Consider the following 13,677-nt stretch of genomic DNA (forward strand, 5'->3'; position numbering starts at 1 on the left):
CCTCATGAGCCGCGCCGCCTCGCCCCGCCCCGCGTGGCTTCGAGCTGCCCTCATTCTTCTGGCCCTCCTCGGCGCCGTCCTCGCCCCCGCGTCCCCCACCGAAGCCGCCCCCGCCCCACCCGCGGCCGTCTCCACCGAGCTCACCGGCGAGGCCCACCAGGACACCGCCGAGAGCGCGCTCCGCGTACCCACAAGGCGCCCCACCCGCGCCTCCGCCCCGGCCGCACGTCCCCGCGACCCCCGCCGCAGCCGCCCCCTTCCCACCCGCGTCCTCAACCACCGCCCCGCCCCACGCTCCGTCGTCCTCCGCTGCTGACAGCCCCGCCCCACTCGGGCTGAACACCTCCTCCACCACCCCCAGCAGCAGCGAAGAAGAGGACAGAAACCATGCCCATCGACCCCTACGCGGCCCTGCACGCCCTCCTCCGCGCCGAAGCCGTACGCAACGCGCCCAGCAGCCCCGACGCACCCAGCACGACCGCGTCACAGACCGACGACGAGGACCTCGAGAAGGACCTCAACCCCGAGCAGAACGGCCGCTAGCCCCCAACCGGCGCAGACGCAGCTGCTCAAGGCGCCCCCGCCCGCATCAGCGTCTGCGCCGAGCCGTTCCGAACACCGACCGCGAGATCTCCCGCCCGATCTGCGTCCCCAACGACCGCGCCAGCGACTTGAAGATCCCGCTCCCCACCACCTGGTCCACCACGGAACCGGAGCCACCCGCCTTGGCTCCTTGCGCCGCCCCCTTCGCCGCGGCCTTCTCCGCCTCCGCCGCAGCCGCCACCGCCGCGGCCGCCTCCTCCGCCTCCGCCTGACGCGCGGTCAACTTCTCGTACGCCGACTCCCGGTCCACCGCCTCCGCGTACCGCCCGTACAGCAGCGAACCCTTCACCGCCGCGTCGAGCGCTCCCACCTCCACCGGTCCCATCAACGACTCCGGCGCACGCAACCGCGTCACCGCCACCGGCGTGGGCGCCCCCTTCTCGCTCAGTACGGTGATCACCGCCTCGCCCGTGCCGATCGCGGTGAGCGTCTCCTCCAGGTCGTACGCGGAATTCGGGAACGTCCGCACCGTCGCCTTCAGCGCCTTCTGGTCGTCCGGGGTGAAGGCCCGCAGAGCGTGCTGCACGCGGTTGCCCAGCTGGGCGAGGACATCGGCGGGCACGTCCTTCGGCGTCTGCGTCACGAAGAAGACGCCGACTCCCTTCGAGCGGATGAGCCGCACGGTCTGCGTGATCGCTTCGAGGAAGGCCTTCGACGCCCCGTTGAAGAGCAGATGCGCCTCGTCGAAGAAGAAGACCAGCTTCGGCTTCTCCACATCGCCCACCTCGGGCAGGTCGTGGTAAAGATCCGCGAGGAGCCACATCAGGAACGTCGAGAAGAGCTGCGGCTTGTCCTGCACGGCAGGCAGTTCGAGCACCGACACCAGGCCCCGCCCGTCCGGCGCCGCCCGCAGGAACTCGCTCGTGTCGAACTCCGGCTCCCCGAAGAAGTCCCCCATGCCCTGCGCCTCGAAGGCGGTCAGCGCCCGCAGGATGACGCCCGCGGTGACCGTGGAGAGACCGCCGATCCCCTTGAGCTCCGACTTGCCCTCGTCCGACGTCAGGAACGTCACCACGGCCCGCAGGTCCTTCAGATCGACCAGTTCGAGTCCTTTTTGATCGGCGTAGTGAAAGATCAGGCCGAGCGACTGCTCCTGGGTCTGGTTCAGCTGAAGCACCTTCGACAGCAGCACGGGACCGAAGCTCGTGATCGTGGCCCGCACCGGGATCCCGGTGCCGATCCCGCCCAGTGCGTAGAACTCGCTGGGGAAGCCCGTCGCCTCCCACGTCTGGCCGACGTCCCGCGCCCGCTCCGCGATCTTCTCGCCGCTCGCCCCGGGCACCGAGATGCCGGAGACGTCTCCCTTGATGTCGGCGAGGAACACCGGCACTCCCTGCGCGGCCAGCTGCTCGGCGATGAGCTGGAGGGTTTTCGTCTTCCCGGTGCCGGTCGCCCCGGCGACGAGCCCGTGCCGGTTGAGCATCGCCAGCGGAATGCGGATCTGGGCGTCGGGCAGACACCGCCCGTCCCACAGGAGCGCTCCGAGGTCCAGCGCGGGCCCGGCGAAGGCATACCCGGAGACGATCTCCATGGCTTCCTGAGGCAGCGCCGCACCGCCACTGCCCGCGTCACCGGAACCCGCCCCTCCAGTCGTCACCCCCGCGACCGACGAAAACTCGTTAGAGGGGTTCGCGCGCCCCGTCGTGGACGGCATCGGCTGGCTGTCGCTCACTCTCTGCCCCTGTTCCCGGCTTGCGTGTTCCCGATTTGCCCCGATTTCCAGCGTCATTTCCCAGAGTCGCACTCCGTCTCCATGGCTGCGCCCGGAGAGCCTTGCCCGGTAGGCTTTCCGTGTGATCTTCAAGCGCATCGGAAACGGCCGGCCGTACCCCGACCACGGCCGGGAAAGCACCCGGCAGTGGGCGGACGTCGCGCCGCGCCCGGTCCGCCTCGATCAGCTCGTGACGACCAAGGGCCAGCTGGACCTAGAGACGCTCCTCGCGGAGGACTCGACGTTCTACGGCGACCTCTTCGCGCACGTGGTGAAGTGGCAGGGCGACCTCTACCTGGAAGACGGACTGCACCGCGCGGTCCGCGCGGCGCTCCAGCAGCGCCAGGTGCTGCACGCCCGCGTCCTCGAACTGGGCTGACCCGAACTCGGGCTGACCGAACCGGGCTGACGCGGCGCACAGCCGCGAGGCCGGGCGCCCATGCCCTCGCCCCGGCCTTGCCCACGCCCTGCTCACACCTCGCTCACCCGTCACCCACGCCTCGCCCACGCCCCGCCCACACCTCATTGGCCCTTTCGGGTTGGACTGACCCCAAGTCAATGATCATTTAGTAGGCATCACGGCGTCGTCGCACTACGCTGCGCCCATGAGCATGCTCACTCCCCCCGGCATGGGCGGCAAGTACCGCATCACGGGGGCCAAATATCCGCGTATGCGCCGCCCCCGTGGCCGCCGCAGGATCGTGCTCGCGGTGGTCGCGTCCGTCGCGGCGGTCGGCCTGATCGGCTGGGGGACCCTGCAGCTCATCGACGTCTTCACGGGGGGCGGCAAGGCCACGGCGGCAAGCTCGCGCAGCGACTGCGCGGCCAAGAAGCCAGGGCCCTCGGCCGAGCCCGCCCCCACGGCGCTGCCCAAGCCGGGCCAGATCAAGGTCAACGTCTTCAACGCAACGCCCCGCGCCGGCCTCGCCAAGGACATCGCGGCCGAGCTCAAGAAGCGCGGCTTCACCATCGGCAAGGTGGACAACGCCCCGAAGGCGTACGACAAGAAGGTCAAGGGCACCGGGATCCTGCTCGGCCCCAAGTCCGCCACGGACACCGCGCTGCCGGTCCTCGGGACGCAGCTCGCGGGCACCGAGAACCGGACCGACGCCCGCAAGGGCGGCGAGGTCGACCTCATCATCGGCACGAAGTTCAAGGATCTGGCAGAGAAAGAGGACGCCGACAAGGCTCTGGCGGTACTCGCCAAACCCAAGCCGACGTCCTCGACGTCCCACGGCAAGAAGGACTGCTGAGCGCTGCTCCCCAAAGGGGCCGCTGAGCCCTACTCCGCCGTCCCGTACATCCGGTCACCGGCGTCGCCGAGCCCCGGCACGATGTAGCCGTTCTCGTTGAGCCGCTCGTCGACCGAAGCCGTCACGACCGTCACCGGCGTGCCCGCGAGCTCGCGCTCCATGACCTCGACACCCTCGGGCGCGGCGAGGAGCACCACGGCGGTGACGTCGTCCGCGCCGCGCTTGATCAGTTCCTGGATGGCGGCGACGAGCGTGCCGCCGGTGGCCAGCATGGGGTCCACGACGTACACCTGACGCCCGGAGAGGTCCTCCGGCATACGGGTCGCGTACGTCGACGCCTGCAGGGTCTCCTCGTCGCGGATCATCCCGAGGAAGCCCACCTCGGCGGTCGGCAGCAGCCGCACCATGCCGTCCAGCATGCCGAGCCCGGCGCGCAGGATCGGCACGACCAGGGGGCGCGGGTGGGACAGCTTGACGCCGGTCGTCGGGGTGACCGGGGTCTCGATGTCGACCTGCTCGGTGCGCACGTCCCGGGTGGCCTCGTACGCGAGCAGGGTGACCAGCTCGTCGGCGAGGCGCCGGAAGGTCGGTGAGTCGGTGCGCTTGTCGCGCAGCGTGGTGAGTTTGTGCGCCACCAGCGGGTGGTCGACGACGTGGATACGCATGCCGTCAACGGTAACCGCGCGCGGGACCACCTGGTCTCCCCCGTGACGACCGCTTCGAACCCCCGCTTCGACCCCGCCCCGGGAAGACCCCTCGTTGGCATCAAACCCGCCGTACGGGGGAAAGTGGACGTACGACCTTGGGTGGTGTTGCCCATGCCGGACAGAGAGCCCGGCGGCCGAGAGCCGGACCGCGAGACCGAAGCCGAGCGCCGGCGCCGCCGTGCCCAGTTCCTGCACGAAAGGGCCGAGGCCCTTGAGCTTCGCGACCGGGTGAAGCCGCGCCGCGCCCGGGCGGCACGCATGCGTCAGCAGATGCGTATGCGCACGTTCCGCTGGTAGCGGCCACCTCTCACGCAGGCATCGGGGAGCCGTCCGGGAAACGCGACGCGGACACAGCGGGCGGAAGACCTCTCCTCAGGCCGTGGTTTCTGCCACGATTCCGAGTGGGCGGGGCTTGGAACAGCAACTCCCCCGCTCCCCGAACTCGCCGGGGGGACACCCAAACCGTCAACCGGCACTGTCTATGACCAGTGGGAGAGTCACGGTGTACTTCGCCGCACTGCTCGCGCGCACCGAAGACGGGTGGGAAGCGAGCGACACGGAGCTCGACGATGTGGAGACCCTGTCGGATCTGACCGACCTGGCCCGCGAGGCCACGGCCGGCAGCGCTGAGGACGACACCGTCCTCGTCTTCATCGAACAGGAAGGCGCCTGGTTCGGCGTCGTCCGCGTGGACGGTGAGGAGGATCCTCGTATCTACGTCTCGGACGCGGCCGCGGCCGCCCGGAGTTCGTACGGCGAGATCCTGCTCACCGACGAGATGCTCGGCCGTGAGCCGGGCAACGACGACCCGGGTGTCGATCTGGACGCCCTCGACCTGGACGGCACGGAGGACGGCGAACCCGCCGCGTCCGACGCCGCCCCCGATTCCGCCGATGACGACGACACGGGGGACGCCTCGGGCGACGCGGTGCCCGCGGGTCCGCTGGGCGACGCGGAGCTTCTGACCGACCTCGGCGTGCCCGAGAAGGAGCTGCTCGGCCTGGAGCCCGGTGACGCGCTCAGCGACATCGCCGAGATCCTCGGGGCGGCGGAGGTGCTCGAGACCGTCCGCTAGGTTCCCGGTGTGAGCGAAACCGGCCATCCGACCGACACGACCGACACGACCGATCCCGTACGCGACCGCTGGCGGGCGCCCATGCGGCTCGCCCTGGCCGAGGCCGAACTGGCCGCACAGGGCGGCGATGTGCCCGTCGGCGCCGTCGTGCTGTCCCCGGACGGCACGACGGTGCTCGCGTCGGGCCACAACGAACGCGAGGCGACGGGCGACCCGACGGCGCACGCGGAGGTGCTCGCCCTCCGCCGGGCCGCGGCAGCGCTCGGGGAGTGGCGCCTTACCGGCTGCACGCTGGTGGTGACCCTGGAGCCCTGCACGATGTGCGCGGGCGCGCTCGTCCACTCCCGGGTCGACCGCGTCGTCTACGGAGCGCGTGACGAGAAGGCGGGCGCCGCGGGCTCCGTCTGGGACGTCGTGCGCGACAGGAGGCTCAACCACCGCCCCGAGGTGATCGAGGGCGTCCTCGCCGAGGAGACCGCGGGGCTGCTCACCCGCTTCTTCCGGGGACGCTGAGGAGCCGCCGGGGGCCGCAGGGGAGCCTCTGGAAGAACGGATTTCTGACCACGGCCCTCTTTGGGCTAGAGTTCCTCTCGGTAGCGTGTCCGAGCGGCCGAAGGAGCTCGCCTCGAAAGCGAGTGTGGGGAGACTCACCGTGGGTTCAAATCCCACCGCTACCGCTCTTGATACGAAGGCCCCGTCCGCGAGGACGGGGCCTTCGTCGTTTCCGGCACCTGCCGAAAGGCCGGACGCGCGAGAGCCCCGGCACCGCGAAGGCGCCGGGGCTCTGTCCCGATAGGACGGGGGGAGCGGCATCGGGGGGACAAACCGCTCCCCCCGATGAGGACTGGAACCCCTTGGCCAGCGCCGCCTTTCGGGGGGAAGCCGACGGCGCGTGACCCCGCAGTGGGGCCAGTCCCTTGCCCGCGGATTCCTGCCAGATCCGCTGGGGCACATCAGCAATCCTGCGTCCGACGCTCCCCGGAACGGGACGGCAAAGGGCCTCTGCTGCCGGGCCGTTGGTCCTTAAAAACCTTGTGAGCATGGGCCGGGTTAGACTCACGGCCGTCACAGGGGTCACAGGGCGCAGCAGGTAAGGGGAGGCCGGGAGCATGGCGGTGCAGTGGAAAAAGATCGGGCTCTTCACGCTCGTCGTCTTCGTCTTCTACGTGATCGTCACTGACCCCGCCAAGGCCGCCGACTATGTGCAGATAGGCTTCGAGGCGGTTTCGGATGCCGCTCAGAGCATCGGCGACTTCATGACCTGGGTCGCCAACGGAGGCAAGGACTGAGCGGCTCGGCCCGCCGTCCCGACTCTCCTCTTCCCGCTTCTCAGGAGTGCGCATGATCCGCCATCTGGTCCTCTTCAAGCTCAACGACGGTGTGGAGCGCGACGAGCCGCGCGTCGTCGAGGGCGTCAGGGCCTTCCGCGCACTCGGCGAGCAGATCCCGGAGCTCACGTTCTGGGAGTGCGACTGGAACATCACCGACCGGCCCATCGCCTACGACTTCGCCATCAACTCCGCGGTCGAGGACACCGATGCGCTGAAGCGGTACATCGAGCACCCGGCCCACCAGGCGGGCGTCGCCCTGTGGCGTGAGTTCGCCACGTGGGTGATCGCCGACTACGAGTTCTGAGCGACGCGGCTCAGCCGCCCCGCGAAAAGCGGCCCCTCACTGGAACAGTGAGGGGCCTTTATGCGTCTTATGGCCCAACTTGCCCCTCAACACGTAGTTATCGGGTGCTTGCACACAGTGCACATGTCTTGTGATGCTATGACCGCTTTTGACGGATGAGTTGACCAGGGTCGGCTGATCTTGACTGAGCTCGACAGGACTTGATTGCGCTTGACCGAGAAGGGGTGGCGTTGACCGTGCCGGCCAGTACTGCGCCCGAAGCACCACCCGTGACCCCGCAGGCGAGCAGCCCCGGCCCACCGAGCGCGCCGGGCCTGCAGGACACGCAGCCGGCCCCGAGCGCCCCCAGCACCCCCAGCAGCAGGGGCGCCGACACCCGGGCCCTGACCCAGGTGCTCTTCGGCCAGCTCAAGGGGCTCGAGCCGGGCAGCCCCGAGCACGGCCGCGTCCGCGGTGCGCTCATCGAGGCCAATCTGCCGCTGGTGCGGTACGCCGCTGCCCGCTTCCGAAGCCGCAACGAACCGATGGAGGACGTCGTCCAGGTCGGCACGATCGGCCTGATCAACGCCATCGACCGCTTCGACCCCGACCGCGGCGTGCAGTTCCCGACCTTCGCGATGCCCACTGTGGTCGGCGAGATCAAGCGGTACTTCCGCGACAACGTACGAACGGTCCATGTGCCGCGCCGCCTTCACGAGCTGTGGGTGCAGGTGACCGGGGCGACCGAGGACCTCACCACGGCGTTCGGGCGCTCGCCCACGACCGCGGAGATCGCCGAGCGGCTGCGGATCACCGAGGAGGAGGTCCTGGCCTGCATCGAGGCCGGACGTTCGTACCACGCAACGTCGTTGGAGGCGGCCCAGGAGGGCGACGGCCTGCCCGGCCTGCTCGACCGGCTCGGCTATGAGGACCCCGCGCTCGACGGCGTCGAGCACCGCGATCTCGTCCGCCATCTCCTCGTGCAACTGCCCGAGCGCGAACAGCGCATCCTGCTTCTGCGCTACTACAGCAATCTGACGCAATCACAGATCAGCGCCGAATTGGGCGTTTCCCAGATGCATGTGTCAAGACTGCTGGCCAGAAGCTTCGCGCGACTTCGATCCGCAAACCGTATCGAGGCGTAACCGTATCGAGTGGACTGCCCCGACGGCAGTTCCCGACGGATTCACGAGAAGAAAAGCCCCAGACCCCCTCTTTCCTGCATCGATGTCACCCTTATTTGTCGACATGTAACTACAGCGTGTTGCCGACATGTGACATTCTGCTGGAACCGCGTTTGCCGCAGCCCCACGTCCGGTATTCAGGTGGAGGCTGCGTTCCTCCGACGGGAGCGTCCGCCGTGACCGTCCGCGACCTCAAGGGGGTGGCATGTCCGCAGACCAGGGCAGCTCGAAGGTGCTCACGCTCACGAAGAGCGAACCGGCGCCCGACGCGCTTGTGAGTTCAGTAGTTTCCGGGGCGCCCGGAGCCATCGACACCCGCACCCTGTCCCGCTCCCTGTTCCTGCGGCTCGCCGCGCTCGACCAGGACAGCCCGGAGCGTGTCTATGTGAGAGACACGCTGATCGAGCTCAATCTCCCCCTCGTCCGGTACGCGGCCGCGCGCTTCCGCAGCCGCAACGAACCGATGGAGGACATCGTCCAGGTCGGCACGATCGGCCTGATCAAGGCGATCGACCGATTCGACTGCGAACGGGGCGTGGAATTCCCGACGTTCGCCATGCCGACGGTCGTCGGTGAGATCAAGCGCTTCTTCCGCGACACCAGTTGGTCGGTGCGCGTCCCGCGCCGCCTCCAGGAACTGCGGCTCGCACTGACGAAGACGAGCGACGAGCTGGCACAGAAGCTGGACCGCTCGCCGACCGTGCCCGAACTCGCCAAGGCGCTCGGGGTGTCCGAGGAGGACGTGGTCGACGGCCTGGCCGTCGGAAACGCGTACACGGCCTCGTCGCTCGACTCCCCGGCCCTGGAGGACGACGGCGGCGAGGGCTCACTCGCGGACCGTCTGGGGTACGAGGACAGTGCGCTCGAAGGCGTCGAGTACCGCGAGTCCCTCAAGCCGCTGCTCGCCAAGCTGCCGCCGCGCGAGCGCCGCATCATCATGCTGCGCTTCTTCGCGAACATGACGCAGTCGCAGATCGGCGAGGAGGTCGGCATCTCGCAGATGCACGTCTCGCGCCTGCTCACGCGGACGCTCTCGCAGCTGCGTGAAGGTCTCATCGCGGACTGACGGACGTCCCCCTGCAGCCCAATGCGCCGCGGGGGGACGGGAGTTGCCGCAGCAGGACAGGAGTTGCTGACGGGGTTCCTAATTGACGACCCGTCAGCCACACTGGCGCGATGCGACGTGGCATACGGAACGTACTGGGTGCGTCCACGGCTGCCCTGTGCCTGGGCGGGCTGCTGGCCGCCTGCGGCAGCGAGGACGGCGACGGGTACGTGGCCACGGGGCCGGCTGCCGCGGGGCCTCAGCGGGCTCCCGGCAAGGGCGTTGCCCCTACCGGGGCCGTGGAGTTGGTGCCGCTGGACGGTACGTCGACTCCCGGCGAGGGTGTCGGCAAGGGTGACTCCGCCGCGCCATCGGAGTCCGGCGCCGACGACTCCTCCAGCAAGTCTCCCGGTAGCGACGCCAGTTCCACCTCTCCGACCAACTCGGGCAGCAGTGGCGGCCCGGCTGACGGTGCCAAGACCGGTCGTACGGAGAGCAGTTCGGGAAGCGGCTCAGCGGGGCGCCCTGAGGGCTCTGGGGCCTCTGGGAGCCCGAGTGGCTCTCCCTCCGCGCCCGGCGGCTCCAGTGGGCCCAGTGGGCCCGCGAAGCTGAGCGTCGGCGAACCGGAGCGTAAGCCCGCGGAGGACCGCTGGTGCGAGAAAGTGACCGTGTCCTTCAAGAACACCGGCGGATCGCCGGTGCGGTCCGGCACGATCACCTTCGGAACGCACGTTATCGGTGCCCTTGGCGTGGACTGGGCGACGATCGAATCCACCGAGAAGCTGCCCTCGCTGGACGCCGGTCAGCGGCTGGAGAAGACCTGGCCTGTCTGCGTGGACCCGTGGCGGGTGCCCCTGGGCATGCATATGGAGACCCGGGACGTCTCGGTGAAGTGGAAGTAGCTGGGTTCTCGTACTGCGAGTCCGCTGTGGCTGAGCGCGCAGTTCCCCGCGCCCCTGAAGGGGCGCCCCCTGCCTGAGTTACTTGAGGGCCAGCCAAGCCACCCCCGCCACCACCGCGATCGCCAGTACGACGCCGATGATCAGGCCGATGCGCGGGCCGGCGGACGCTGTCGCCGGCTGCTGGGCTCGGCCGCTCTGCGGGGACTCGTCGACGAAGGCGCGGAACATCTGCGTGCTGCCGGCGGGGTCGGGGGTGTTCTGAGGGCCCTGGGGGTTGTGTGCCATAGCGCAGGACCCTAGCGAACCAACCGGGGTCGGCCCAACCCCCGCTGACCACGGACTTTACGAGGCGAGCCCCAGACCTTTGCCGACTCTTTAAGGCGTTGGTCCGGTTTTAGTTTGCCTGCGGCAACCAACTGTCTCTATCGTTGCCCTAAGCAACAACATAGGAGGTGCCGTGGCCGCGCAGCGTCATTACGAGGAGCTGGCCCGACAGCTCAGCGCCATCGGTGCCGTGAAGCGTGGCCTCGGCAGAGGCCTGCCGCACGACTGCCCGGGAGGGTCGGCCGCCGTACTCATCCTGCTCGACCGGCACGGAGAGATGCGGATGAGCAGGCTCGCCGAGCTGCTCGCCGTGGACATGTCGGTGACAAGTCGCCACGTGGCCCATGTCGCCGAGAAGGAATGGATCCTCCGGGAACCCGACCCCGCCGACAAGCGCTCACGGATCCTGCGCCTGACCCCCGAGGGCAAGGCCAAGGTCAACGAGCTGTCCGACCTGTCCATCAGGACCCTCACCCACTACTTGCATGACTGGTCAGACGCCGAGGTCGTCCAGCTCAGCACACTGCTCGCGCGACTGCGCGACAGCTTCGGGGACTGCCGTGCGGCTTCGGCCCGGCTCCCCTTGGAAGAGACCACCCGTACACCCGCGTAACGAAGAGGAAGCCCATGGCAACAACCACACCATCCGGTGTGCGGGGCAGCCACGCCAAGCACGGAGCGGCGTCGCACGACGCCGGTGCTCCGATGACGCACCGCCAGATCATGGAGGCCCTTTCCGGCCTGCTGCTCGGCATGTTCGTCGCGATCCTGTCGTCGACGATCGTCTCCAACGCCCTGCCTGAAATCATCGGCGACCTGGGCGGCGGCCAGTCCGCCTACACCTGGGTCGTCACCGCGTCGCTCCTGGCGATGACGGCGACCACGCCCCTGTGGGGCAAGCTGTCGGACCTCTTCAGCAAGAAGGCCCTGGTCCAGATAGCCCTGATCATCTACGTCGGTGGTTCGGTCGTCGCCGGTCTCTCGCAGAGCGCCGAGATGCTGATCGCCTGCCGTGTCGTGCAGGGCATCGGCGTGGGCGGTCTCTCCGCCCTCGCGCAGATCGTGATGGCCGCGATGATCTCCCCGCGCGAGCGGGGCCGCTACTCCGGCTACCTCGGCGCGACCTTCGCCGTCGCCACCGTCGGCGGCCCGCTGCTCGGCGGTGTCATCACCGACACGTCGTGGCTCGGCTGGCGCTGGTGCTTCTACGTCGGTGTGCCCTTCGCGATCATCGCCCTGATCGTCCTGCAGAAGACCCTGAAGCTCCCCGTCGTGAAGCGGAACGTCAAGGTCGACTGGGGCGGCGCCTTCTTCATCACTGCGGCCGTCTGCCTGCTCCTGGTCTGGGTGACCTTCGCGGGCGACAAGTACGACTGGATGTCCTGGCAGACCGGCGCCATGGTCGGCGGTTCGATCGTCCTCGGCCTGCTCTTCCTGCTCGTCGAGTCCAAGGCGAGCGAGCCGATCATCCCGCTGCGCCTCTTCCGCAACCGCACCATCACCCTCGCCTCGCTCGCCTCGCTCTTCGTGGGTGTCGGCATGTTCGCGGGCACGGTGTTCTTCAGCCAGTACTTCCAGCTGGCGCGCGACAAGTCGCCGACGATGTCCGGTGTCATGACGATCCCGATGATCGGCGGCCTGTTCATCTCCTCGACGGTGTCGGGCCAGATCATCACCAAGACCGGCAAGTGGAAGGTCTGGCTGGTCTCCGGCGGCGCACTCCTGACCGCGGGTCTCGGCCTGCTCGGCACGATGCGGTACGACACCGAGTACTGGCACATCGCGATCTTCATGGCCCTGATGGGTCTCGGCATCGGCATGATGATGCAGAACCTCGTGCTCGCCACGCAGAACCAGGTCGCTCCCGAGGACCTCGGCTCCGCGAGCTCCGTCGTGACCTTCTTCCGTTCCCTGGGTGGCGCCATCGGCGTCTCGGCGCTCGGCGCCGTGATGTCGACCCGCATCACCGACTACGTGAAGGACGGCCTGGCCGACCTCGGCCCGAAGGCCGCGCAGGCGGGTCACGGCGGCACGGGCGGTGGCGCCATCCCGGACCTGGACAAGCTCCCGGCTCCGTTCCGCACGGTCATGGAGAGCGCCTACGGGCACGGCATCGCCGACGTCTTCCTGATCGCGGCCCCGCTGGCCTTCCTCGCCTTCCTGATCACGATCTTCATCAAGGAGGTTCCGTTGCGTACGTCGGGTGCGCTGGCCCAGGCCAGTGAGTCCTCGGACGCCGGTGCCCCGGCGGCCACCCCGGCCGCCGCCGCGTCCACCGACGAGCAGCCGGTTCTGGCCTCCGTCGGCGCCCACACCGAAACGGGCCCCGAGGGCACGCAGAAGCTCGCCGCCGTGGCCTCGTCGGCCACCGGTGACGCCCCGGTGCAGACCACCGGCGGCGGCACTCCGGTCCACGGCTTCGTCCGCGGCGCGGAGAGCGCTCCGGTCCCGCGGGCCGCCGTCACGCTGATCTCCCTCGGGGGCCGTCAGCTCGGCCGCGCGGTCGCGCAGGGCGACGGGTCCTACACGGTCGACGCCCCCGGCGCGGGATCGTACGTACTGATCGCTTCGGCCGACGGTTTCCAGCCGCAGGCCTCCACGATCGTCGTCGCCGACGAGGCCCTCACGTACGACATCCTGCTGAGCGGCACGAGCGGCCTCAGCGGTGTGGTGCGGGCCTCCGACGGGAAGCTGCCGGTCGCGGGCGCGATGGTCATCGTGACCGACGTGCGCGGCGATGTCCTGGCCACCGGGCTCACCGGTGAGCAGGGCGAGTTCACCTTCGCCGAGCTGGTGCCCGGGCAGGTCACCATCGCGGTGAACGCCGCGGGACACCGTCCGATGGCGCTGCCCGTCGAGGTCGGCGCGGTCGGCGTCACCCGGGTCGAGGTCGAGCTCAACTCCGGTTCGCGGGTGCTCGGCACCGTGCGTGCCAAGAGCGGCCCGCTGAACGACGCCCGGGTCACGCTGGTGGACGCGGCGGGCAACGTCGTCGCCACCGCGACCACCGGGTCGGACGGGGCGTACGCCTTCACCGACCTGGACAGCGGCGAGTACACGGTCATCGCGACCGGCTACCCGCCGGTGGCGACGGGCCTGACCGTCGCCGGTGAGGGTGTCGGCGACCACGACATCGAACTCGCCCACCCCGGCGAGTAGTTGACCCCGGCCCGTGCGCGCGCTTCGAGCGGATGCGCGCGTACGGGCCGGTTGGGGAAAGGGCCCCCGGGCCGGTGGTGACGTACACGGCAGGGGACGG

17 protein-coding genes and 1 tRNA gene are annotated in these 13,677 nt (G+C 69.4%); 15 read left to right on the forward strand and 3 right to left on the reverse strand.

Going from position 1 to position 13,677, the window contains the following annotated elements; all coding sequences use genetic code 11:
• Nucleotides 1–4 precede the first annotated feature (4 nt).
• Nucleotides 5–316: a hypothetical protein gene (locus ACZ5WE_RS11185; RefSeq protein WP_467685358.1), complete on the forward strand. Its 312-nt coding sequence runs from the start codon at nt 5–7 to the stop codon at nt 314–316.
• A gap of 71 nt (nt 317–387) precedes the next feature.
• Nucleotides 388–543: a hypothetical protein gene (locus tag ACZ5WE_RS11190; RefSeq protein ID WP_467685360.1), complete on the forward strand. Its 156-nt coding sequence runs from the start codon at nt 388–390 to the stop codon at nt 541–543.
• Between the two features lie 46 nt (nt 544–589).
• Here ACZ5WE_RS11190 and ACZ5WE_RS11195 read toward each other — a convergent pair whose 3' ends face one another.
• A complete protein-coding gene (locus tag ACZ5WE_RS11195; RefSeq protein ID WP_467686218.1) occupies nt 590–2,134 on the reverse strand; it encodes a helicase HerA-like domain-containing protein in 1,545 nt (514 codons plus the stop codon).
• 262 nt (nt 2,135–2,396) lie between these two features.
• Here ACZ5WE_RS11195 and ACZ5WE_RS11200 point away from each other — a divergent pair, with 262 nt between their 5' ends.
• On the forward strand, nt 2,397–2,693 hold the full coding sequence (locus ACZ5WE_RS11200; protein WP_003955420.1) for a type II toxin-antitoxin system VapB family antitoxin: 297 nt from the start codon (nt 2,397–2,399) through the stop codon (nt 2,691–2,693).
• A 226-nt stretch (nt 2,694–2,919) separates the two neighbouring features.
• Nucleotides 2,920–3,567, forward strand: a complete 648-nt coding sequence (locus ACZ5WE_RS11205) for a LytR C-terminal domain-containing protein (RefSeq protein ID WP_467685362.1) — start codon at nt 2,920–2,922, stop codon at nt 3,565–3,567.
• 29 nt (nt 3,568–3,596) lie between these two features.
• On the opposite strand, the gene upp is transcribed toward ACZ5WE_RS11205, so the two are convergent.
• Nucleotides 3,597–4,232, reverse strand: a complete 636-nt coding sequence (upp, locus tag ACZ5WE_RS11210) for a uracil phosphoribosyltransferase (RefSeq protein WP_467685364.1) — start codon at nt 4,230–4,232, stop codon at nt 3,597–3,599.
• Between the two features lie 153 nt (nt 4,233–4,385).
• On the opposite strand from upp, the gene ACZ5WE_RS11215 reads away from it, so the two are divergent.
• The 9 genes from ACZ5WE_RS11215 (at nt 4,386) to ACZ5WE_RS11255 (ending at nt 10,094) form a co-directional block, all read left to right on the forward strand.
• Nucleotides 4,386–4,571 carry a hypothetical protein gene (locus ACZ5WE_RS11215; RefSeq protein WP_367043588.1) on the forward strand — a complete coding sequence of 62 codons (186 nt, stop codon included), beginning with the start codon at nt 4,386–4,388 and terminating at the stop codon, nt 4,569–4,571.
• A gap of 205 nt (nt 4,572–4,776) precedes the next feature.
• Entirely contained in the window at nt 4,777–5,349 is a 573-nt protein-coding gene (locus ACZ5WE_RS11220; protein ID WP_467685366.1) for a tRNA adenosine deaminase-associated protein, read from the forward strand.
• An 81-nt stretch (nt 5,350–5,430) separates the two neighbouring features.
• Nucleotides 5,431–5,862: a tRNA adenosine(34) deaminase TadA gene (gene tadA, locus ACZ5WE_RS11225; RefSeq protein ID WP_467686220.1), complete on the forward strand. Its 432-nt coding sequence runs from the start codon at nt 5,431–5,433 to the stop codon at nt 5,860–5,862.
• A 79-nt stretch (nt 5,863–5,941) separates the two neighbouring features.
• Nucleotides 5,942–6,026 (forward strand) — tRNA-Ser (locus ACZ5WE_RS11230).
• A gap of 432 nt (nt 6,027–6,458) precedes the next feature.
• Nucleotides 6,459–6,638, forward strand: coding sequence for a hypothetical protein (locus tag ACZ5WE_RS11235; RefSeq protein WP_467685368.1), 180 nt, complete (start codon nt 6,459–6,461; stop codon nt 6,636–6,638).
• Between the two features lie 52 nt (nt 6,639–6,690).
• Nucleotides 6,691–6,984, forward strand: a complete 294-nt coding sequence (locus ACZ5WE_RS11240; RefSeq protein WP_467685370.1) for a Dabb family protein — start codon at nt 6,691–6,693, stop codon at nt 6,982–6,984.
• Nucleotides 6,985–7,220: 236 nt separating this feature from the next.
• Nucleotides 7,221–8,108, forward strand: a complete 888-nt coding sequence (locus ACZ5WE_RS11245) for an RNA polymerase sigma factor SigF (protein ID WP_467685372.1) — start codon at nt 7,221–7,223, stop codon at nt 8,106–8,108.
• 244 nt (nt 8,109–8,352) lie between these two features.
• Entirely contained in the window at nt 8,353–9,213 is an 861-nt protein-coding gene (locus ACZ5WE_RS11250) for an RNA polymerase sigma factor SigF (protein WP_467685374.1), read from the forward strand.
• 110 nt (nt 9,214–9,323) lie between these two features.
• Nucleotides 9,324–10,094, forward strand: coding sequence for a hypothetical protein (locus ACZ5WE_RS11255; RefSeq protein ID WP_467685375.1), 771 nt, complete (start codon nt 9,324–9,326; stop codon nt 10,092–10,094).
• A gap of 78 nt (nt 10,095–10,172) precedes the next feature.
• Here the strand turns inward: ACZ5WE_RS11255 and ACZ5WE_RS11260 are convergent, their stop codons facing one another.
• Nucleotides 10,173–10,379: a hypothetical protein gene (locus ACZ5WE_RS11260; protein WP_467685377.1), complete on the reverse strand. Its 207-nt coding sequence runs from the start codon at nt 10,377–10,379 to the stop codon at nt 10,173–10,175.
• A gap of 172 nt (nt 10,380–10,551) precedes the next feature.
• On the opposite strand from ACZ5WE_RS11260, the gene ACZ5WE_RS11265 reads away from it, so the two are divergent.
• Together ACZ5WE_RS11265 and ACZ5WE_RS11270 are read left to right on the forward strand one after the other, a co-directional pair.
• The gene (locus ACZ5WE_RS11265; RefSeq protein WP_467685379.1) at nt 10,552–11,031 is read left to right on the forward strand and encodes a MarR family winged helix-turn-helix transcriptional regulator; all 480 of its coding nucleotides are present in this window, start codon (nt 10,552–10,554) and stop codon (nt 11,029–11,031) included.
• A 92-nt stretch (nt 11,032–11,123) separates the two neighbouring features.
• Nucleotides 11,124–13,577: an MFS transporter gene (locus ACZ5WE_RS11270; protein ID WP_467686222.1), complete on the forward strand. Its 2,454-nt coding sequence runs from the start codon at nt 11,124–11,126 to the stop codon at nt 13,575–13,577.
• Nucleotides 13,578–13,677: the final 100 nt, after the last annotated feature.

The sequence above is a fragment of the Streptomyces sp. NPDC033180 genome (assembly GCF_055577645.1).

What these genes read in the sequence shown, in the direction of transcription:
- ACZ5WE_RS11185 (WP_467685358.1), top strand. Translation starts at nt 5, where the DNA reads ATGAGCCGCGCCGCCTCGCCCCGCCCCGCGTGGCTTCGAGCTGCCCTC.
- ACZ5WE_RS11190 (WP_467685360.1), top strand. Translation starts at nt 388, where the DNA reads ATGCCCATCGACCCCTACGCGGCCCTGCACGCCCTCCTCCGCGCCGAA.
- ACZ5WE_RS11195 (WP_467686218.1), bottom strand. Translation starts at nt 2,134, where the DNA reads ATGGAGATCGTCTCCGGGTATGCCTTCGCCGGGCCCGCGCTGGACCTC.
- ACZ5WE_RS11205 (WP_467685362.1), top strand. Translation starts at nt 2,920, where the DNA reads ATGAGCATGCTCACTCCCCCCGGCATGGGCGGCAAGTACCGCATCACG.
- upp (WP_467685364.1), bottom strand. Translation starts at nt 4,232, where the DNA reads ATGCGTATCCACGTCGTCGACCACCCGCTGGTGGCGCACAAACTCACC.
- ACZ5WE_RS11215 (WP_367043588.1), top strand. Translation starts at nt 4,386, where the DNA reads ATGCCGGACAGAGAGCCCGGCGGCCGAGAGCCGGACCGCGAGACCGAA.
- tadA (WP_467686220.1), top strand. Translation starts at nt 5,431, where the DNA reads ATGCGGCTCGCCCTGGCCGAGGCCGAACTGGCCGCACAGGGCGGCGAT.
- ACZ5WE_RS11235 (WP_467685368.1), top strand. Translation starts at nt 6,459, where the DNA reads ATGGCGGTGCAGTGGAAAAAGATCGGGCTCTTCACGCTCGTCGTCTTC.
- ACZ5WE_RS11240 (WP_467685370.1), top strand. Translation starts at nt 6,691, where the DNA reads ATGATCCGCCATCTGGTCCTCTTCAAGCTCAACGACGGTGTGGAGCGC.
- ACZ5WE_RS11250 (WP_467685374.1), top strand. Translation starts at nt 8,353, where the DNA reads ATGTCCGCAGACCAGGGCAGCTCGAAGGTGCTCACGCTCACGAAGAGC.
- ACZ5WE_RS11255 (WP_467685375.1), top strand. Translation starts at nt 9,324, where the DNA reads ATGCGACGTGGCATACGGAACGTACTGGGTGCGTCCACGGCTGCCCTG.
- ACZ5WE_RS11260 (WP_467685377.1), bottom strand. Translation starts at nt 10,379, where the DNA reads ATGGCACACAACCCCCAGGGCCCTCAGAACACCCCCGACCCCGCCGGC.
- ACZ5WE_RS11270 (WP_467686222.1), top strand. Translation starts at nt 11,124, where the DNA reads ATGACGCACCGCCAGATCATGGAGGCCCTTTCCGGCCTGCTGCTCGGC.